Raw genomic sequence first — 20,016 nt, 5'->3', positions numbered from 1 at the left:
TAGGACACGTCTCACTCCCTCGGAGAACCGGTGGCCGTCGGCCTCAGCCCGCGGTGGAGGCCGCCACGGGCATGCCGCCGTGTACGACGTCGTGCGCGGCGGCACTGTCCAGATAGGCGAGGAGCCGCTCGGGCGTCTGGGCCGCCCGCAGCCGCATCGCCGCCGTACGCACGGCCATGTCCGCCACCCGGGCGCGCCGCTCGTCCCACAGGCGGTCCACCTCCGCCAGCAGCAGCCCCGCCGTCTCCCGGACCACACCGCGCAGGGCCGGCGCGCCGATCTGCTGGGCGAAGTCGAAGACCTTGCCCGCGTAGGGCAGGGGCAGCAGGGGGATCCCGGCCAGCGCGGCGAAGATGAGGAAGTGCAGCCGCATGCCGACGGCCAGATCGAGGTGTTTGACGATGTCGAGGACCTGCTGCGGCCCGTGATCGCCGTGCAGCACCGTGCAGCGGTCCGCCTCCGCCATCCGCGACACCACCGCGTGGGCATGCCGGATGTCGCCGCGTTCCATGGAGACGAAGACGACATGAGCGTCCAGTCGGTGGACCAGGAAGTCACCCACACTGGCGAGGAGCTGGTGGTAGCCCTCCTCGTCCAGGTGCTCCGCCGCTCGCCCGGGTTCCCGCACGCTCATGCCCACCAGTCGCACGCCGCGCGGTACGGCCTCCGCCCGCAGCAGCGCCGCACCTCGGCCGCCGGGTTCCAGCAGCAGCGCCGGATCGGCGGTGACCAGGACGGGCCGGTCGAGCCCGGCCTCTTCCAGTACGAGCTTCGACTCCTCGTCGCGCACCGTCACCTCGACCGCGCCCGAGAGCACCGTACGGACCCAGGCGCAGTCCGACTCGTCGGTGAGCGGCCCCGCCCCCACGGCATAGGTGAAGACGGGCACGCCCAGTTCCTGGGCGGTGCGGGCGGTCCGCAGATAGCGTCGCGCCTCGGTGTCGTAGAGGATCCCGCCGCCACCGAGCACCAGGACGTCCAGCCGGCGCAGATGCGCGGAGATGCCCTCCCGGCAGACGCCTTCCCACCCGACGACCTCGACATCCGGATGGACTCTGCGGGTGTGCTGGGGATTGCGGGAGAAGACCACGAAGCGAGTGGCCGGCCGGCCTGCCCGGACACGGTCCAGGAGGGCGGTGAGGATCGCCTCGTCGCCCACGTTCCGGCCGCCGTAGGAACCCAGCACGCCTACGGTCATGCTCTGCGCACCATCCACGACCGCTCCCTGCCGTACGACCCTTATGGGCATGTCTGTACCAGCTTGCCGTCATCCGCGGGGAACGCGCGACCGCGCGTTTCGGCGCTCAGTGCCCCACCGGCCGTCACCGTTCCCCGGTCGGCGTGGCTCCGGGCTGCGGCGTCGAGCCGGCCATGATCCGGGCGATCCGCTGGTCGGTCGGTTGGGTCCGCTGCCGCGCCGGTACCCCCCGCCTCCCGGCCGGTCCGGACAGGGGCCGCACCTCGTGGCCGGCCCCGCGCAGCTCCGGAACGACCGCGTCCCCGGCCCACTTCCCGAGCCAGGCACCCTCGGCCAGGCGCCGCGTCCGGTCAGCGGACGAGGCGGTGCCTCCGGCCTCCCCGGCGGAAGCGCACCGCCCCGTAGACGAGGTCGAGGACGAGCACGACGGCGCCGATGATCAGGAGATAGAGCAGGCCATGGGCGACGAATCCGATGATGCCCAGGACGACGGCCACGAGGATCAGGAACAGGAACACACTCATCGGGTCTCCCGGCGGTCTTCGGTGCGTCAACGGCGGGCCAGGCGCCGCTCGCCGCCGGCACCCGGTGTATAGGTCAGCTCGTAGTGGGCGAAGACGCTCGGCTCCTCGGCGACGGGCAGTTCGCCGTCGGTGTCGATCGCCGGAGCCTTCTTGACCTGGTCCCTGGTGTGGGTGACCTTCAGGTAGCCGGGACCGACCGTCGCACCGGGGAGCGGCACGAACACCAGACGGCGACGGGTGGGCAGGCCCACGGTCACCGTGACGAAGAAGGGTTGGTCGGTGGCCGTGTCCACATAGACCGACTCCATGACACCGATCTTGTGCCCCTTGGGGTCGACCACGTCGTGACCACGCCACTCACGGATATCGGATGCCTCGAACATCAGAACCTCCTCTGCGGGAGTACCCACCATCAGGCCGGTGATGTGGCGTCCGGCACCGAAGGCCCCGGACGGCGTACCGGATGCGCGGCCGGCGGGGTGGAGGCTTCACTCCACTGTAGGCACGTGATGTCGAAGCGGTTCCCCGGCGGGTCGGCCGACCCGCCGGGCAAGTGGCGTACCACCGGGATTCAGGAGAGCTTGTCGACCGCCGTTCGGGTGGTCGTCTTGAAGGCCTTGACCGGGGCGTCGCGGAACGTGCCCATCTGGGACCACTTCACGACCGTCACGGTCCTGCCGTCGCGGCCGACCGAGAACAGGGCGATGTCGGAGGCGCCCCAGGACGCGGTGGTGTGGATGCCGTAGACGTGCGCGCCCTCCGCCACCTTGACCTTGCCGTAGTACTTCTTCGCCGCCGTGATGTCCGGGGACTGCGACTGAAGCTTCCGCGCGCAGCCCGAGAGGTCCTTGCGCAGCAGGGCGGCGAAGTCGGCGGCGCGCTGCGCGTCGCGCTCCACGACGGTGACCTGCAGGGCGTTGGTGTCGAGGTCCGTCCAGTAGGCGCGGTGCACGGAGACCGACGGCAGCGCCTCGCCGACGCAGACCGGCAGCGGGTCCGGCTGGCCGGAGGTGACCGGGCCGGCGTACCAGGGCGACGACGGGTGGGGAGGCAGCTCCGCCGGGTCGAGGAAGGCGGGTGCGCCGGCGGTGCCGGCGGCAGCCGTCGCCGGGACCGCCGCCAACGCGAGGGCGGTGCCGGTGGCCAGGGCCGTCAGAGCGCTGCGGATGCCCCGCGTCCGGATCGTCATGGTGTCCCCCTGTGCGGTGTGATGCGCTGGATGCCGGTCAGGACGGGTTCCTTGCCGGCCGTCATGTGGAGTACGACCCGTCCCGCGGGCGGTTCGTTGTGCCCCCGTGTGACACAGAACGGTCACAGACGTCACCGGACGGTGGTTACGTCCGCTTCCCTCCCGCCGCTGGGGCCGGCCGTGCTGAGCCGGGCCAGGCCCCTGGTCGCGGAGTTCGCGGCGATCGTCACGCAGGATGCGCTGGAGCCGCCGGTCCCGGTCCGTGGCCCCGTGTCCGCGCCGCCGCGGCCCGCCGGACCGGCAGCGCGGCGGTGAGACGGCCCAGGACGGCCACCGCCGCCTCGGCGTCCGCCGGGGCGGGACGCCACTGTCCGGCAGCCACCAGCCGCGGCGCACGCGCGGACTCCCGCGCCAGGGCACGCGCCGGCAGCGGCCCGCTGCCGGTGCCGCCCACGGGAACGCCATGCCTTTCCGTCATGACGCCCAGTCTCCCCGCCGCCGCTCTCCGGGCTCCGCCCACACCCGGCGGTCGCGGGACAACTCCTAAGGTGATCATGTGACAGAACTCAGCATCCTTGATGACCGCGGCGCATGGCAGAAGGACTTCGAGCAGCGGCTGCACGCCCCCTACACGGTGGCCGGGTTCAGCGTGGCCGCGGTCGAGCGCATGGTGGAGGACATACGCGCCCGCATCGGCGACTGGACCGTCGCCGCGATCACGGACGACGGGACCCGGGTGGGATACGTCGCCGTGGACGTGGCCGACGACAACGGCGTCCTCGCGGGCAGTATCCGCGACCTCCACGTCGACACGCCCCACACCGGGCGAGGGTATGAACAGGCCGCCCGGGACTGGGCCGAGGCGTGGTGCGCGCGGCGCGGCGCGCGCCGGCTGGGTGTGGGGCTCACCGAGCCCGCCGGTGACGTGTTCGACGGTTACGGTGTGCGCGGCCAGCTCAGGGCGCGGCGCGTCAGCTCGGCGCCCGAACCTCTCGACGGCGTCACCGCGCGGCGGATGACCCCGGCCGAATACCCCGAGTGGCGTGCCTCCGAGAAGGCCGCGTACGTCGCCGACATCGTCCGGGCGGGAGGCATGAGCCCGGAGGAGGCCGCACGCAAGGCCGACCGGGACTTCGGGAAGCTGCTGCCCCAGGGTCTGGAGACGCCCGACCATTCGATCCTGGTGCTCGAAGCGGCGGGCGAGCGGATCGGCACCGGATGGTTGAAGCACGGGCATCTGCCGGGGGCGACGTACGGCTACTCGCTCCACGTCCAGGAGCGGCATCGCGGCAAGGGGTACGGGCGGGCCGCGATGGCGGCCGGCGAGCAGGTCGCGCTCGCGGCCGGTGACTCGGTGCTGATGTTCACCGTGTGGGGCGGCAACGAGGTGGCCATGAACCTGTACACGAGCGCCGGGTACCACGTCGTGGAGGAATGGCGGTCCATCGACCTTCCCCTCGGCCGTCCCCACGGCGCGGCCTGACGCGTTTCCGCCCGGCTCCGACCCTCGGCCCCGGTCATGGGCGAGGGTCAGAGCCTGTATTCGCCCTCGCTGCTCCTAAATTAGTAATTAATATTGACAGGGTTTCGGCCACGGTCCACAGTCTTCGCCGTGACGCCGGCCTCCCGCGGGGACGCGCCCGGCCCACACCTTCCCGCTTCCCAACCACCGGGAGAGGCACGTGACTTCCCAGCCGCCCAGGTACAGCCCCCCACGCCACCGGTCCACCAAGCTTGCCCTCGCCGCCGCGATCACGGTCGTCCTCACCACGGCCGCGATCCCCCCGGCCACGGCGGACCCCGCGGTGGACCAGGGGGCGCCCGACTTCTACGACAGCGGTCTCGCCCCCACGCCCTACATGGGCTGGAACACGTACTACGGGCTCGGCGCCCCCACCGAGAAGGAGGTGCGCGCGGTCGCCGACACGCTGGTCGGCAGCGGTCTGCGCGACAGCGGCTACGACATCGTCTGGCTCGACGGCGGCTGGCAGGCCGACAACCCCCGTGACACCCAAGGCCGGTTGGTGGCCAACCCGGACCGCTTCCCGTCCGGCATCCCGGCCCTCGTCTCCTACCTGCATCAGCGCGGCCTGCGTGCCGGCATCTACACGGACGCCGGTACCTACGACGGCGGCAAGAGCTGCGGGCTCGGCAGCCGGGGCCACTACGCCGAGGACGCACGGCAGTTCGCCGCCTGGAAGATCGACGCGATCAAGGTCGACTTCCTGTGCGGCATCGGTGAGAAGATCGATCCGGGGCCCGCGTTCAAGGAGTTCAGCGACGCCGTCGCCGAGTCGGGCCGGAAGATGCTGCTGAACCTGTGCAATCCGCTCACCGACGACTGGGGCCTGCCGCACACACCCGAGCAGGACGCGCACAACACCTTCGCCTACGCCCCGACGATCGCGGACTCCTGGCGCACCGGCACCGACATCGCCTGGGGCACCCCCAGTCCGGGGGAGTGGCCCAACATCCTGCGCAACATGGACGCCAACGCCTGGCACCCGGAGGCCCAGGGACCCGGCCACTACAACGACCCGGACTACCTCATCCCCATGCGCCGCATGGCCGACGGCTCCCTGGAGCTGACGCAGGAGGAGTCCACCACCCAGTTCGTGATGTGGGCCGAGATGGCCTCGCCGCTCGTCCTCGGTTCCGATCCGCGCACCCTGACGCCGTCGATGACCGAGACGCTCCGCAACCCGGAGATCATCGCCGTCGACCAGGACCCGCTCGGCATCCAGGGGGTCCGGGTCGCCACGGACTCCGTCGGCGACGTCTACAGCAAGGTCCTGGCCGGACGCGGCGAGCGCGCGGTCGTCCTGCTCAACCGCTCCGACCGGCCGGCCGAGCGCACCGTGCACTTCGCCGACGTCGCCCTCGGCGGGTCCGTCGCGGTGCGCGACCTGCGGGCACGCGCCGACCGTGGTACGCACACCGGGTCGTACACCGTCGAGGTCCCCGCCCACGGCACCGCCTTCCTCCGGCTCACCGGGCAGGACGCGCTGCCCGGTACGAACCTCGGGCGGAAGGCCTCGGCGAGCCCGGCCGTGGTGCGCGACGGCGACACGCTGGCCACCTTCTTCCGCGGACCGGGCGGAACACTCGTCCAGCACACGGCGGACGGCACGCGCCCGGCGCGGACCAGGGACCTCGCGGGCCCGGCCGGCGGACGGATCCTCGGCCAGCCCGCCGCCTACGCCTCCGCCGGCGGCCGTATCGACGTCTTCGTCCGCGGAACCGACGACCGCGCCTACCGCAGGGTCTTCTCCGGCGGGCGCTGGGGCGACTGGCAGGACCTGGGCGGGCGGCTGACCGACGCGCCGACCGTGGCGTTCACCGATCCCGGGCACTGGACCCTCGTCGCGCTCGGCGGCGACGGGAGCGTCGTGCAGCGCGGCCCCTCGTCCGGCTGGTCGTCGCTCGGTGTGCCCGGTGGCCGGCCGGTGTACGGCAGGCCGTCCGCGGTCGTCGACGCCGACGGGCGCGTCCATGTCGCCGTGCGCACCGCCGCGGACGACGTATGGACCAGTTCGCGGGACCGGTCGGGACAGTGGTCGGCGTGGAGTTCGCTCGGCGGCACGGTGAGCGGCAGCCCGACGCTCGTCGCCGTGGGGGACGCCGTGGTGCTGTACGCGCGGGCGGGTGACTACACGCTGTGGCAGCAGCGGTACGACGGCGGCGCGTGGCGGGGCTGGACCAAGCGCCAGGAGTTCCCCAGCGCGGCCTTCGACGGCTCGCTCGGTGCGGTCGCCGGACCGGACGGCTCGGTCGACGCGGTGTTCCGCGGTGTGGACGGCTACGTCCACAGAACCCAGTTCAAATAAATTAGTAATTAATATTGACGTGGCGGGACCGCCACGCGACTCTGGATCCGCCGCGAACGGGGCCCGGCCGTCCACAGGGGCCGGCCCCGCCGCGCGGACCCACAGGGAGCCTCCATGACGAACCACCTGCCCGGCCGCCGGCGCTTCCTCGCCGGACTCGGAGCCGCCGGAGCGAGCGCGCTGCTCAGCGGCTGCGTCACCTCCACCTCCTCCGCCAAGTCCTCCTCCAAGGGCCCCGTGACCCTCCAGTCCAACCTGTCCGCGCCGCAGGCCAAGGCCGCGATGGAGGACCTCGTCGCCGCCTACGCCAAGAAGGGCGAGGGCCGCGCCGGCCTGAACACCGTGGCCGCGGAGACCTTCCGCACCCAGCTGCCGACCTACCTCACCTCGGCCAACCCGCCGGACGTGTACACCTGGTACCCCGGCTCCGTGGCGGACACCTACGCCAGGAAGAACCTGCTCCTCGACCTCGACGACGTCTGGAACACGTCGCCCGACCTCAAGCGGTACTCGAAAGCGCTGAACAGCCTGTGCACCGCGAGCTCCGGCAAGAAGGTCTTCGTCCCCACCACCTACTACTGGTGGGGCATGTTCTACCGGAAGTCGAACTTCGCCAAGTGGGGCGTGAGCGCGCCCACCTCCTGGGACGAGTTCCTCGACCTGTGCGACAAGCTCAAGTCCAAGGGCGTGGCGCCGATCGGGCTCGGCGCCGGCGGCAACACCCCCTGGGTCGCCTCGGCCTGGTTCGACTACCTCGACATCCGCGTCAACGGCGCCGCCTACCACCGCCAACTCCTCGCGGGCAAGCACCGCTTCGACGACCCCGAGGTGCGCGAGGTCTTCGACCGCTGGCAGGAGGTGCTGCCGTACTTCGACCCCGACGGCACCGCCCTGGCCTTCCAGGACGCCACCACCGCCCTGCTCAACGGCCGCACCGGCATGATGCTCATCGGCACCTTCTTCGCCGACGCGGCTCCCAGGAACGCCCTCGACGACATCGACTTCTTCCGCTTCCCCGTCATCGACCCCAAGGTCCCCCTCGCCGAAGAGGCCCCGACCGACGGCTACTTCGCCAGCGCCCGCACCGGACGCCGCGACCAGGTCTTCGACCTGATGAAGTACCTCGCCACCGCCGAGGCGCAGGAGATCTACATCAAGGGCTCGTCCGGAACCGTCCTGCCCTGCCACCCCGACGCGAAGGACGCGGGCACGGCGCTGGTGAAGAAGGGCCGCGAGCACATCGAGCAGGCCGCCGAGCTGACCCAGTTCTTCAACCGCGACTCCAGCGACGCCCTCCAGCCCACCGCCGACACCGCGCTCACGAAGTTCATCGCCAGGCCGAAGGACGTCGGCGGCATCCTCAGGGACTGGCAGCGCGACGCCGAGAAGATCTGGAACGCCTGACATGGCCGTCCTGACCGCCCCGCACCACGAGTCCCCGGCCCCGGCGCCGCCCCGGGGCCGCCGGGCCCGGGGCCCCCGCCGCACACCCCCGCTGGTCCTCGCCTTCGTCCTCGTCCCCCTGCTCGCCGAGGCCGTCTGGGTCTTCTGGCCCGCGCTGCAAGGCTTCTACCTCGCCCTGACGAGCTGGGACGGCGTCTCCGCGCCGAAGTTCGTCGGCCTCGGCAACTTCCGTGAGATGGCGGGCGACGACGTCTTCCGCAGCGCGGCCGGCCACACCGTCCTGTGGCTGGTCCTCTTCGGCGGCCTGTCCGCCGTACTGGGCCTGGCCGCCGCCCTGCTGCTCCAGCAGGAGCGCCGGGGCGTCGGTTTCTACCGCGCGGCCCTGTTCCTGCCCGTCGTCTTCTCCCTCGTGGCCACCGCCCTGGTCTGGCAGGCCATCTACCAGCCCGACGGCGTGCTCAACCGCCTCCTTCAGTCCGTCGGCCTGGACAGCCTGCGGCACGCCTGGCTCGCCGACCAGGACACCGCCCTGTACGCGGTGATCGTGCCCGCCCTGTGGCGGCAGATCGGCTACGTGATGGTCCTCTACCTCGCCGGCCTGAAGGGCATCGACCCGGCCCTGTACGAGGCGGCCAAGGTCGACGGCGCCGGCCGCCGGCAGCGCTTCCGCCATGTGACGCTGCCTCAGCTGCGCGGCGTCAACGCCGTCGTGCTGTCCGTCATCGTCATCGACTCGCTCCGCTCCTTCGACGTGGTCTGGTCGCTGACCCGCGGCGGCCCCTACCACTCCTCCGAGCTGCTGAGCACCTACATGTACTCCACCGCCTTCCAGTCCCTGCGCCTCGGATACGGCTCCGCACTGGCCGTCGTCATCTTCCTGCTGGCCTTCGGGGTCATCGCCTCCTACCTGGTCCGGGCCTTCCGGGAGGCCGACTGATGTCCGCCGCCCACACGCACACGTCCGTCCGTGCGCTGCGCCGCCGGCGGGCCGCCACCGCCGGCTTCCACCTCGGCGCCGGAGCCCTGGCCGTCCTGTGGCTGCTGCCCATCCTGCTGGTCGTGGTCACCAGCCTGCGGTCCTTCAACGACATCGCCGCGCACGGCCTGGGCAGCTGGCCCCGCTCCTTCACCCTGGACGACTTCCGGCAGGCCTGGGTCGACGGCGGCCAGCAACGCGCCCTGATCAACAGCCTGATCGTCACCGTCCCCTGCGTAGCGGTGACCCTCGCCCTGGCCGCCATGGCGGCGTTCGCCCTCAGCCGCTACGAGATGCCCTTCCGCCGCTTCCTGCTGCTGCTCATGCTCGGCGGCAACCTGCTGCCCCCGCAGATCCTCCTCATCCCGGTGTCCAGGCTCAGCGAGATGATGGGCATCTACGACACCCTGCCCGCCCTGATCGGCGTACAGATCGGCTTCGGCGTCGGCTTCTACGTGTTCGTCCTGCACGGCTTCATGCGCGCGATCCCCGCCGAGATCCAGCAGGCCGCCGTCGTCGACGGCGCCGGCCCCTGGCAGATCTTCTGGCGCGTCATCCTCCCGCTCACCCGGCCCGCGCTCGCCGCGCTCAGCGCGCTGTCCTTCACCTGGATCTTCAACGACCTGCTGTGGGCGATCACCGTGCTGCGCAGCGACAGCAGGATGCCGATCACCGCGGCGCTCATCGGCCTGCAGGGCCAGTACGTGTCCATGTGGAACGTGATCGCCGCCGGATCCGTCATCGCCGCCGCACCCACCGTGGCCGTCTTCCTCCGCTTCCAGCGCCACTTCGTGGCCGGCCTCAACCTCGGAGCAGTGAAGTGACCCCGCACCAGCGCTGGACGCTGCGCACCGAGCACACCAGCTACACCGTCCGGCTCTCCCCGGACGGTCCCTGGGCGGAACTCCACGCGTGGGGACCGCACGGCGTGGAGGACGGGCCGTCGGCGCTGGACCGGTCCCATCGCACCCACTTCATCACCCCGGCGGACGCCGCACCCGCGGAGTACGTGCCGCACGGACTGCGCCCGTTCACCGGCGCCGACCTCATCGCCGCCCGGCCCGGCTCCGAACGCGGCGTGTGGTGGAGGTTCGAGGACGCCCGCGAGGAGCCCGGCACGCTCCGGCTCACCTTCACCGACGACCTCCTCGGCCTGCGCACCACCCTGTGCTACGCCACCGTGCCGGGCACCGACGTCCTGCACCGCTGGACCGAACTGACCTGCACGGGCGAGGAGGAACTGCGGCTGGAGCGGCTGGACTCCGCCGCCGTGAACATCCCGGTCACCGCCGCCGCCCGGCTGACGTACCTGACCGGCCAGTGGTCCCAGGAGTTCCAGCACACCCGACTCGACCTGTCCCGGGGCACGTTCACGATGGGCAGCACCCAGGGCGTGCCCGGCCACGCGTACGCCCCCTGGCTCGCCGTCCAGGACGCGACGGCACCCCACGACGCCCCCGCCTACGGCATCGCGCTGGAATGGCCCGGCAACTGGCACATCACCGCACAGGCCGAGCCCGGCGGCGCCGTACGCGTCCGCGCCGGACGCGTACCGCACGAGGGCGCGGTGCGCCTGGCACCCGGCGACACCCTGACCACCCCCCGCCTCGCCTGCGCCTTCAGCCCGGACGGACTCGACGGGCTCTCCCGCGTCTGGCACCGCTACGAGCGCCGCCTCGCCGGCGAGCGCCTGCACCGCCCCCGCAAGGTCCTGTACAACTCCTGGGAGGCAACCGGCTTCGACGTCGACGCCGAGAGCCAGCTGGAGCTGGCCAAAGCGGCGGCGGACCTCGGCGCCGAGCTGTTCGTGGTGGACGACGGCTGGTTCACCGGCCGGGCCGACGACACCGGGGGACTGGGCGACTGGTACCCCGACCCGGCGGCCTTCCCGCACGGCTTCGACCGGTTCGTCGACGACGTCCGCGCCCTCGGGCTGGACTTCGGACTGTGGATCGAACCCGAGGCCGTCAGCCCCGGCAGCCGCCTGCACGCCGAACACCCGGAATGGGTCTACCGGATCGACGGCCGCCCGGCCCGCCGCGTCCGCAACCAGCTCCTGCTCGACCTCGGCCGCACCGACGTGCAGGACTTCGTCCTCGCCACCCTGGACCGGCTGCTGACCGGCCACGCCATCGGCTACCTGAAGTGGGACATGAACCGCCCGCCGACCGAGCGCGGCCGTCCGGGCGCCGGCCCCGCGGACCGGCTGGACCTCGACGCCGAGCACGTCCACGGCTATCTCCGCGTCCTGGACCACCTGCGCACCGCGCACCCCCACGTCACCATCGAGGGCTGCGCGGGCGGCGGCGGCCGGATCGACCACGCGACCCTCGCGCGCACCGACGTCGTCTGGCCCAGCGACAACACCGCACCCCTGGACCGGCTCCGCATCCAGTACGGCTTCCTGCACGCCCACGCCCCGCACGTGATGAGCTCCTGGGTCACCGACGCCCCCGGCGTCTTCGACCCCCGCCCGCGCAGCCTCGCCTTCCGGTTCGTCACCGCCATGTGCGGCGTCCTCGGCATCGGCGCCGACCTGCGGGCCTGGACACCCGCACAGCGCGCCGAGGCAGCCGGGTGGATCACCCGGTACAAGGAGGTGCGGGACGTCGTCCACCACGGCGAGGCCCGCCTGCTCGGCTCTCCCGGGGACGCCACCTGCGGGGTGCAGTACGACGCCCCCGACGGCCGCCGTACCGTCGTCGCCGCCTTCAGCACCGGCCCGCTCGACGGCGCCCCCCTCGTGCCGGGCCGCCCCGCCCGGCTGCGGCTGCGCGGCCTGGACCCCGCGGCGGCCTACCGGGACGCCGCCACCGCGACCGCGTACAGCGGCGCCCATCTGCTGCACTACGGGCTGCCCTGGGCGTGGACGGCCGACCACGACGCCGACCTGGTGGTACTGACACGGCAATAGCCCGCACCGCATGCGACAAGCCACCCAGACGAGAAGGAGCCCCGCCGCATGGATCCCGCACGACGGCACGGCGCCCGCTTCACCGGCCGCACGGCCGTGATCACCGGAGCCGCCTCCGGCATCGGGGCCGCCACCGCCCGACGCCTCGCCCACGAGGGCGCCGCCGTGGTCCTCGCCGACATCGCCGAGGAACCCGGCGAGGCCGTGGCCGCACGCATCACCAAGGACGGCGGCCGGGCCCGCTTCGTGCCCGCCGACGTCTCGGCGGAGCAGGACTGGCAGCGGATCGTCTCCGCCGCACACGCCTACGGGCCCGTCGACGTGCTGGTCAGCAACGCCTACACCGTCGACGTCACGCCGGCCCACGAGATGTCCCTCGCCTCCTGGCAGCGACAGATGTCCGTCAACGTCACCGCAGCCTTCCTCGGCTTCCGGGCGGTCCTGCCCGACCTGCGCTCCCGCCGGGGAGCGGTCGTGCTCACCTCGTCCGTCCACGCCCACGCCGGCATCCCCGGCCATCCCGCCTACGCCGCCTCCAAGGGCGCGCTGCTCTCCCTGTGCGGCCAACTCGCCGTCGAGTACGGGCCCGAGGTGCGCGTCAACGCCGTCCTGCCGGGACCGGTGCTGACCGCGGCCTGGGACAGGGTGCCGACCGAGGAACGCGAGCTGAGCGTCGCAGCGACCGCGGCCGGCCGCTTCGGCACCCCCGAGGAGGTCGCCGCGGCCATCGCCTTCCTCAGCGCCGACGAGGCCTCCTTCGTCACCGGCGCGCACCTCGTCGTCGACGGGGGCTGGAGCGTCACCAAGGCGTCCGCATGACCACGGCCGCCCGCACACCCGACCGTACGCACCCGGTCCATACTCGTCCGACACGTGCGCATACGAACCCGCCCGACACGCGCGCATCCGAAGAGAAAGGCTGTACGACATGACGCCCTACGCCCGCCGCGGCGTGCACGGCCAGACGGTGGAGGCGCTGGCCCGCCGCATCCTGGGCGGCGAGATCCCCGAGGGGGCCACGCTCGACCTGGTGGCGTTGCAGAGCGAACTGGACGTCAGCCTCACCGCCCTGCGCGAGTCCCTGAAGGTACTGGCCGCCAAGGGCATGGTCGACGCCCGCCAGAAACGGGGCACCTTCGTCCGAGCGCGCGCCGACTGGAACCTCCTCGACGCCGACGTCCTGCGCTGGCAGTTCCAGGGCGGCGGCGCCGACGAGGCCGACCGGGCGCTGCTGCGCAACCTCGCCGAGGTACGGGCCATCATCGAGCCGGCCGCCGTCCGCCTCGCCGCCGAACGCCGTACCGGCGACGACCTCGCGGCCCTGGACGCCGCCCTCGCGGCGATGGGGGAGCACGGCACCGACCCCGCCCACGCCGTCGAGGCCGACCTCGCCTTCCACCGCGCCCTGCTCGCCGCCACCCACAACGAACTGCTGGAACGCATGGAGATGGTCATCGAGTCCGGCCTCGCCCACCGCGACCGCCTGGTCCACAGCTCCCCGCACAGCGAGGACCCGGTGCCCGCCCACCGCGCCGTCCTGGACGCCGTACGCGACCAGGACCCGCGGGCCGCCGAGGCCGCCATGCACGCCCTCCTCGAACAGGCCGGACGCGACCTGGACCGGATCGACGGCCCCGACGACACGAAAGGCACCGGCGGCAAGTGAAGATCACCCGCATCGAGACGTTCCTGGTACCACCGCGCTGGCTGTTCTGCCGGATCGAGACCGACGACGGCGTGGTCGGCTGGGGCGAACCCGTCGTGGAGGGGCGCGCCGAAGTGGTCCGCGCCGCCGTCGACGTCCTCGCCGAACAGCTTCTCGGACAGGACCCGCTGCGCATCCAGGACCACTGGCAGGTGCTCACCAAGGGCAGCTTCTACCGCGGCGGCCCCGTGCTCTCCAGCGCCGTCGCCGGCCTCGACCAGGCCCTGTGGGACATCGCCGGCAAGACCTACGGCGCCCCCGTGCACGCCCTCCTCGGCGGGCCCGTGCGCGAACGCGTCCGGGTCTACGCCTGGGTCGGCGGCGACGAGCCCGCCGAGCTGACCGACCAGGTGGCGGCCCAGGTGGAGGCCGGCTTCACGGCGGTGAAGATGAACGCCGCCGGGGCCACGTCGCCGATCACCACCCCGGCCGAGACGGCGGCCGTCGTCGCCCGGGTGGCGGCGGCCCGCGAGGTGCTCGGCCCCGACCGGGACGTCGCCGTCGACTTCCACGGCCGCTTCACCGCCGCCAGCGCCCGCCGGGCCCTCGCCGAACTGGCCCCGCTCCACCCGCTGTTCGTGGAGGAGCCGGTCCTCCCCGAGCACCACCACCTGCTGCCCGGCCTGGTCAGCGCCGGCCCGGTGCCGCTGGCCACCGGTGAACGCCTGTACTCCCGCGGCGAGTTCCTGCCCGCCCTCACCGCCGGGATCGCCGTCGCCCAGCCCGACCTGTCCCACGCGGGCGGCATCTCCGAGGTGCACCGGATCGCCGCACTCGCCGACACCTTCGGCGCCCAGCTGGCCCCGCACTGCCCCCTCGGCCCCATCGCCCTCGCGGCCAGCCTCCAGATCGCCTTCGCCACCCCGAACTTCCTGATCCAGGAGCAGAGCCGGGGCATCCACTACAACAAGGACGCCGACCTCCTCTCCTACCTCGCCGACCCCGAGCCGTTCCGGTTCGTCGACGGCCACGCCCGTCGCAACGACGCCCCCGGCCTCGGCATCACCCTGGACGAAGCGGCCGTACGCGCGGCGGACCGGAGCGGGCACGCCTGGCGCAACCCCGTGTGGCGGCATCCCGACGGCTCGTTCGCGGAATGGTGACGCCCGTGCTCGACGTCGTCACCGACCCCGCCCACGGCGGCCGTTGGACCTCGCTGCGCGCGGACGGCCGCGAATGGCTCTGGCACCGCCCCGCACCGGAACGGGACACGGCCGTCCCCGGTGACCCGTTCGTCGACGCGGGCGGACTCGAAGAGTGCGTGCCCACCGTCCGTGGCCGCCCCGACCACGGCGACGCCTGGTCCCGCCCCTGGACCCGCGACGGCGACACCGCGCGGGTGCACTGCGACGCCTTCACCCTGACCCGCACCCTCCGCGCCACGCCCGACGGAGCCGAGGCCGACTACACGCTGACCGCCGAACCCGGCTTCCGCTTCCTGTGGGCGGCCCACGCCCTGCTCGACCTCTCGCCCCACGCCACCCTGCACATGACCGCCGGCGCCACCACCCGCCTGTTCCCCGAAGCAGCCCCCCTGCTGACAGAGCCGTGGCCCGACGGCGCCTGCTGGCTCGCGGGTTCCTGGCCCGCCCCGCGCGGACTGGCCCTCGACCGGCTCGGCCCCGACGACGGCACAGCGGTGGGCGCCGTCGTGAACACACACCTGTGCTGCGTGCACGACGGCCGCGACCGGCTGTCCTTCTGCTTGCAGGTGGCCGCAGACACCGTGGCCGCCCGGCCGGTGGGCGGGCGGTACGGAATCGAGCAACCCGTGTCGATCGCCCTGTGGCGCAACCTCGGCGGCTTCCCCGAGGCGAACCCCTACCGCAGCACGGGCGTCGAGCCGATGCTCGGCCGCGTCTTCGACCTCGCCGACGCCGGCCCCGGGGACGCCGCCGAGGTGCCCGCCACGGGAGAGGCGCACTGGCGGCTGACGCTCACCACCGCCTGCCGCTGCCCCTGAACCCCCAGCAAGGAGACCGGTTCGTGGATCTGCCCGCCGCCCTCGCGGCCCACCGTCTGCTGGCCGTCGTCCGTGGACGCGACGCCGACGCCGCGCTGCGCACCGTACTGACCCTCGCCGAGGAGGGCATCGACCTCATAGAGGTGTCGCTCACCGGCACGGACGCCCTGACCGTCATCGCGCGGGCCCGGGAACTCCTCGGCCCCGACCGTCCGTTGGGCGCGGGCACCGTCCTCACCGCCGAGGACGCGCGCGCCGCCCACCGCGCGGGAGCGACGTTCGTGGTCACGCCCGGCCTCGGCGAAGCCGTACCCGCCGCACACCACCTGGGTCTGCCGGTGCTCGCCGGTGTGTTCACCCCGACCGACGTGATCGCCGCCCGGGGCATGGGCGCGGCGGCGCTGAAGATCTTCCCCATCGCCCAGGCCGGGGGAGCGGCGTACCTGAAGGCCCTGCGCGGCCCGTTCCCCGACGCCGCGTTCGTCCCCGTGGGCGGGGTCGACGAGGCCGTCGCCCGGGCCTGCCTCGCCGCGGGGGCGGCGGCGGTCGGCGTCGGTTCCCCGCTCGTCGGCGACGCCGCCGACGGCGGCAGCGTCGACGCGCTCAGGACCCGCGCCCGCGCCTTCCGCACCGTCGTACGAGAGGTGGCGCCGTGACCGCAGAGCCCCGCCCCACCCGACCCGACCGCCTCGAACTCGGTGAGGGCATCCGCTGGACCGGCACCGGGATCGTCCTCGTGGACCTCCTCGCCGGCCGCCTCCTCACGGCCCCCGACGATCCCACGGCCCCGCTGCGGACCCTCGCGCGACTCCCTGTTCCGCTCGGGGCCGTGGCCCCCGTGGCCGGTCACCCGGGCACCTGGATCGGGGCCGCGGGAACCGGCATCTGCCTCGTGCACCCCGACGGCGCCATCAGCTGGCCGGCCCGCCCCGAGGACGGCTCCGTACCGCGCATGCGCATGAACGACGCCGTGGCCGACCCCTCGGGCCGGTTCTGGGCGGGCAGCATGAGCTACGACGCCGACGAGGACGCCGGTGCGCTCTACCGTGTCGACCACGACGGCACGGTCGAGCGCGTCCTGGACGGCATCACGGTGCCCAACGGCCCGGTGTTCACCCCGGACGGGCGCTCGATGTACCTGGCCGACAGCGCCAGAGGCGTCGTCCGCCGTTATCCGGTCGACCCCCGGACCGCCCGGCTCGGCACCCCCGAGGTCTTCGTCACCGTGGACGACGGCAGCCCCGACGGGATGGCGATCGACGCGGAAGGCGCCGTGTGGATCGCCGTCTGGGGCAGCGGAACGGTACGCCGTCACCTTCCCGACGGCACGCTGGACCGCACCCTGCGGCTGCCCGCCAGCCGGCCGGCCGGCGTGTGCCTGGAAGGCGACGTCCTGCACATCACCACCGCTCGGCTCGGCCTGAACCCGCCCGGGCCGTACGACGGCGCCGTGTTCAGCGTCCGCGTCGACGTGCCGGGCAGCCCCGCCGCGCCTTATCGACCGACTGCCTCCGCCGTCCCGACGACGCCGGCGGTGGCCCGGGGCGAAGCGTCCGGGCGGGGACCCGCATGACCGGGGCCGGGACGGAATCCCTGACGGGACAGCCGTGGCGCCCCGCCGCCGGGCGCGTGGTGTGCGTCGGCGAGACGATGGCGGCCCTGGTGCCCGATCCGCCGGAACCACTGGAGCGGGCCGGACAGTTGAGCCTGTCGGTGGCGGGCGCGGAGTCGAACGTGGCCATGTACCTGGCCGACCACGGCGTCCCGGTCTCCTGGCTCTCGGCGCTGGGGGACGACCCTTTGGGCAGGCGGGTCCGCGCCACGGTGTCCGCCGCGGGAGTCGACGTCTCCCACGTCCGCACCGACACCCACCACCCCACGGGTCTCCTCGTGAAGAGCCCAGGCTCCGCCACCGGTACGCGCGTGCACTACTACAGAGCCGGTTCGGCGGCTTCCGCACTCGGCCCGGACCTGCTGGACGAGGAGCCCGTGCGCTCGGCGGCGCTGCTGCACTTCACCGGCATCACCCCGGCCCTGTCGCCCTCCTGCCGGGAACTGGTCACGAAGGCCCTGACCACGCCGGTGGACGCGCGCTCCCACGCGGTCAGCTTCGACGTCAACCACCGCCCCGCCCTGTGGCCCGACGGCACCGCGGCCACCGTGCTGCGCCGGCTGGCCGACCGCGCGGACATCGTCTTCGTCGGCCTCGACGAGGCGCAGGGCCTGTGGGGCGAGGACCTGACGGTCACCGACGTACGGCACCTGCTCCCGCGTCCCCGCATCCTCGTGGTCAAGGACGGCGCCCGCGCCGCCACCGCCGTCACCGGCCACGGCGTCCGCACCGTGCCGGCGCTGCGGACGACAGTGGTCGAACCCGTGGGCGCCGGCGACGCCTTCGCCGCGGGCTTCCTCGCGGGCCTGCTGAGGAGCCTCACGACGACGCAGGCGCTCAGACTGGGACACATCACGGCGGTGTCGGCGCTGCGGGTGACGGGAGACCACGGCCCACTGCCCGCCCCGGCCCACGTCGAACGGCTCCTCACCTTGCCGGACCCGCAGTGGGAGGCGCTCGGCCGGATGCGGGAGCGAACGCCTCCGAGCACGGCGTACGCGCCGGACGGAACCGACCCCTGACCGGCGCGCCGGGAGACCTCGAACGTGCGCCGCTCACCGCCCCGTTCGCGGACCGTGCACATCATGTCGGCGCCGTGCTCGCGGTGTGGGTCCGTCCACGACGACCGCCTCCACCGGCTCGCCCACGGTCCGCAAGTACCCCTCGTACACCGCGGGCCCGGCGACCAGCGTCACCCACTGCGCCACCCCGGCTCCGCACAGCAGCAGCGCCCGGTGATCACCAGCTGTCCGCCGACGAGGGTACGGGCAGGCAGCGAGGCCCGACGCGAGGTGCAGGCCATGCCGTCCGGCCGCAGAATCCGGGTATAACCCCACAGGTAGTGACAAACGCGCATATATGGTCACTACCTGTCCCGGGAGGCACGATGAGCCAGCAGCCAGTCCTTCTCCCTTACGCCGATCCGGCCTTCGTGGCGGATCCCTTCCCCCTCTACCGGCGACTCCGCGAGGACGGCCCCGTCCGCCGCGCGATCATCGCCGGAGGCCTGGACGCCTGGCTGGTCACCCGCTACGAGGACGGACTCGCCGCCCTGTCGGACCCCAGGCTGAGCAGCGATGTCCGTGACGCCTCCGATCCCCGCCTCATCGAACAGCTGCCCGAGTTCGAGCGGGAATCGATGATGAGTTCCATGCTGCGCTCCGACCCGCCCGACCACACCCGGCTGCGCCGCCTGGTGTCGAAGGCGTTCACGGCGCGCCGGGTCGCCGAGCTGCGGTCCCGGATCCAGGAGATCACCGACCGGCTCCTCGACGCGGTCGTCCCGGCCGGCCGGGCCGAACTCGTGGCGGACTTCGCGCTGCCCCTGCCGGTCACCGTCATCAGCGAACTGCTCGGGGTGCCGGTGGACGACCGGTACGACTTCCAGCGGTGGACCGACGCCATGCTCGTACGCGGCGAGAAGATGCCCGACCCGGTCGTCGTCAACGAGGCGTGGCACCAGATGCGCGCCTACGTGACGAAGCACATCGACTCCAAGCGTGCCCGGCCGGGGGACGACCTTCTCAGCGCGCTGATCAACGCCCACGACCAGGAGCAGCGGCTGAACCACGACGAGCTGATCGCCATGGCGTTCCTGCTGCTGGTGGCCGGGTACATCACGACGGTCAACCTGATCGCCGGCGGCATCGCCGCGCTGCTCACCCACCCCGACCAGCTGACCCTCCTGCGGGATCATCCGGAACTGCTGCCCGACGCCATCGAGGAGTTCCTGCGCTACGACGGCCCGGTCAGCCCGGGCATCGCCCGATTCGCGCGGGAAGACGTCGAGATCGCCGGCGTGACCGTCCCGCGCGGCGCGACCGTGCTCATCGCGTCCGCGATCGCCGACCGTGACCCGGCACGGTTCCCGGAGCCCGACCGGCTGGACATCACCCGGCGGGACAGCGGCCACCTGGCCTTCGGCCACGGCATCCACTACTGCCTGGGCGCGCCGCTGGCCCGGCTGGAGGGCCAGATCGCCGTCGGTACGGTCCTGCGCCGCCTGCCGGACCTGGCCCTGGCCGTGCCGCCGACGGAGGTGACCTGGCGTCCCGGTGGCCTGCGTGGCCCGGCGCGACTGCCCGTCACGTTCACTCCCGGCGGCCCGGGCCGAACAACGCAGGCCGTCCCTCAGTCACCGCGGTCACCCTGAGGCCCATGGCCCGGCTGCAGGGCCGAATCGGCCTCATTCCCCGGGGTCAGC

The 20,016-nt window shown here is 73.0% G+C and carries 20 protein-coding genes and 1 pseudogene; 15 read left to right on the top strand and 6 right to left on the bottom strand.

The features are described 5' to 3' along the window. Positions 1-43: 43 nt before the first annotated feature. From AB0L21_RS10265 to AB0L21_RS10240, 6 genes and pseudogenes are all read right to left on the bottom strand, one after another. On the bottom strand, positions 44-1,198 hold the full coding sequence (locus AB0L21_RS10265; RefSeq protein ID WP_365783305.1) for a polysaccharide pyruvyl transferase family protein: 1,155 nt from the start codon (positions 1,196-1,198) through the stop codon (positions 44-46). A gap of 205 nt (positions 1,199-1,403) precedes the next feature. Then, positions 1,404-1,535, bottom strand: a pseudogene (locus tag AB0L21_RS10260) (alpha/beta hydrolase); the annotation flags it as partial. 13 nt (positions 1,536-1,548) lie between these two features. Continuing rightward, on the bottom strand, positions 1,549-1,722 hold the full coding sequence (locus AB0L21_RS10255) for a hypothetical protein (protein ID WP_365701958.1): 174 nt from the start codon (positions 1,720-1,722) through the stop codon (positions 1,549-1,551). A gap of 26 nt (positions 1,723-1,748) precedes the next feature. Further along, positions 1,749-2,105 (bottom strand): PRC-barrel domain-containing protein, encoded by a 357-nt coding sequence (locus AB0L21_RS10250; RefSeq protein ID WP_365701957.1) that lies wholly within the window; start codon positions 2,103-2,105, stop codon positions 1,749-1,751. 188 nt (positions 2,106-2,293) lie between these two features. Then, positions 2,294-2,911 carry a hypothetical protein gene (locus AB0L21_RS10245; protein WP_365701955.1) on the bottom strand — a complete coding sequence of 206 codons (618 nt, stop codon included), beginning with the start codon at positions 2,909-2,911 and terminating at the stop codon, positions 2,294-2,296. A gap of 226 nt (positions 2,912-3,137) precedes the next feature. Beyond that, positions 3,138-3,389: a hypothetical protein gene (locus tag AB0L21_RS10240; protein WP_365783303.1), complete on the bottom strand. Its 252-nt coding sequence runs from the start codon at positions 3,387-3,389 to the stop codon at positions 3,138-3,140. Between the two features lie 78 nt (positions 3,390-3,467). On the opposite strand from AB0L21_RS10240, the gene AB0L21_RS10235 reads away from it, so the two are divergent. The 15 genes from AB0L21_RS10235 to AB0L21_RS10165 all read left to right on the top strand — a co-directional run bounded on the left by AB0L21_RS10235 (position 3,468) and on the right by AB0L21_RS10165 (position 19,965). Next, positions 3,468-4,394, top strand: a complete 927-nt coding sequence (locus AB0L21_RS10235) for a GNAT family N-acetyltransferase (RefSeq protein WP_365701953.1) — start codon at positions 3,468-3,470, stop codon at positions 4,392-4,394. 199 nt (positions 4,395-4,593) lie between these two features. Then, complete coding sequence (locus AB0L21_RS10230; RefSeq protein WP_365783301.1) at positions 4,594-6,738, top strand: glycoside hydrolase family 27 protein; 2,145 nt, start codon at positions 4,594-4,596, stop codon at positions 6,736-6,738. 114 nt (positions 6,739-6,852) lie between these two features. Then, positions 6,853-8,142 carry an extracellular solute-binding protein gene (locus tag AB0L21_RS10225; protein ID WP_365783299.1) on the top strand — a complete coding sequence of 430 codons (1,290 nt, stop codon included), beginning with the start codon at positions 6,853-6,855 and terminating at the stop codon, positions 8,140-8,142. Between the two features lies 1 nt (position 8,143). Next, a complete protein-coding gene (locus AB0L21_RS10220; RefSeq protein WP_365783297.1) occupies positions 8,144-9,079 on the top strand; it encodes a sugar ABC transporter permease in 936 nt (311 codons plus the stop codon). Next, positions 9,079-9,942, top strand: coding sequence for a carbohydrate ABC transporter permease (locus AB0L21_RS10215; RefSeq protein ID WP_365783296.1), 864 nt, complete (start codon positions 9,079-9,081; stop codon positions 9,940-9,942). The genes AB0L21_RS10220 and AB0L21_RS10215 overlap by 1 nt, the downstream gene beginning before the upstream one ends. Then, positions 9,939-12,032, top strand: coding sequence for an alpha-galactosidase (locus AB0L21_RS10210; protein WP_365783295.1), 2,094 nt, complete (start codon positions 9,939-9,941; stop codon positions 12,030-12,032). The genes AB0L21_RS10215 and AB0L21_RS10210 overlap by 4 nt, the downstream gene beginning before the upstream one ends. A gap of 48 nt (positions 12,033-12,080) precedes the next feature. After that, positions 12,081-12,851: a glucose 1-dehydrogenase gene (locus AB0L21_RS10205; RefSeq protein ID WP_365783293.1), complete on the top strand. Its 771-nt coding sequence runs from the start codon at positions 12,081-12,083 to the stop codon at positions 12,849-12,851. A gap of 109 nt (positions 12,852-12,960) precedes the next feature. Continuing rightward, positions 12,961-13,698, top strand: coding sequence for a FadR/GntR family transcriptional regulator (locus AB0L21_RS10200; RefSeq protein ID WP_365701939.1), 738 nt, complete (start codon positions 12,961-12,963; stop codon positions 13,696-13,698). Further along, on the top strand, positions 13,695-14,840 hold the full coding sequence (gene dgoD, locus AB0L21_RS10195; protein WP_365783291.1) for a galactonate dehydratase: 1,146 nt from the start codon (positions 13,695-13,697) through the stop codon (positions 14,838-14,840). The genes AB0L21_RS10200 and dgoD overlap by 4 nt, the downstream gene beginning before the upstream one ends. A gap of 5 nt (positions 14,841-14,845) precedes the next feature. Beyond that, positions 14,846-15,700 carry a hypothetical protein gene (locus AB0L21_RS10190; RefSeq protein WP_365701935.1) on the top strand — a complete coding sequence of 285 codons (855 nt, stop codon included), beginning with the start codon at positions 14,846-14,848 and terminating at the stop codon, positions 15,698-15,700. Positions 15,701-15,723: 23 nt separating this feature from the next. Next, positions 15,724-16,356, top strand: a complete 633-nt coding sequence (locus AB0L21_RS10185; protein ID WP_365783289.1) for a bifunctional 4-hydroxy-2-oxoglutarate aldolase/2-dehydro-3-deoxy-phosphogluconate aldolase — start codon at positions 15,724-15,726, stop codon at positions 16,354-16,356. Next, the gene (locus tag AB0L21_RS10180; protein WP_365783287.1) at positions 16,353-17,273 is read left to right on the top strand and encodes an SMP-30/gluconolactonase/LRE family protein; all 921 of its coding nucleotides are present in this window, start codon (positions 16,353-16,355) and stop codon (positions 17,271-17,273) included. Before AB0L21_RS10185 ends, AB0L21_RS10180 begins: the two co-directional genes overlap by 4 nt. After that, positions 17,270-18,334 carry a sugar kinase gene (locus AB0L21_RS10175; protein ID WP_365783285.1) on the top strand — a complete coding sequence of 355 codons (1,065 nt, stop codon included), beginning with the start codon at positions 17,270-17,272 and terminating at the stop codon, positions 18,332-18,334. Before AB0L21_RS10180 ends, AB0L21_RS10175 begins: the two co-directional genes overlap by 4 nt. A gap of 85 nt (positions 18,335-18,419) precedes the next feature. Further along, positions 18,420-18,551 carry a hypothetical protein gene (locus AB0L21_RS10170; RefSeq protein WP_365783283.1) on the top strand — a complete coding sequence of 44 codons (132 nt, stop codon included), beginning with the start codon at positions 18,420-18,422 and terminating at the stop codon, positions 18,549-18,551. 148 nt (positions 18,552-18,699) lie between these two features. After that, the gene (locus AB0L21_RS10165) at positions 18,700-19,965 is read left to right on the top strand and encodes a cytochrome P450 (RefSeq protein WP_365783281.1); all 1,266 of its coding nucleotides are present in this window, start codon (positions 18,700-18,702) and stop codon (positions 19,963-19,965) included. Positions 19,966-20,016 lie beyond the last annotated feature (51 nt).

The organism is Streptomyces sp. NPDC052721, assembly GCF_040678315.1.
Taxonomy (GTDB): domain Bacteria; phylum Actinomycetota; class Actinomycetes; order Streptomycetales; family Streptomycetaceae; genus Streptomyces.
Note: the sequence above shows the minus strand (reverse complement) of the source record. Positions and strands in the feature narration are given on the sequence as shown.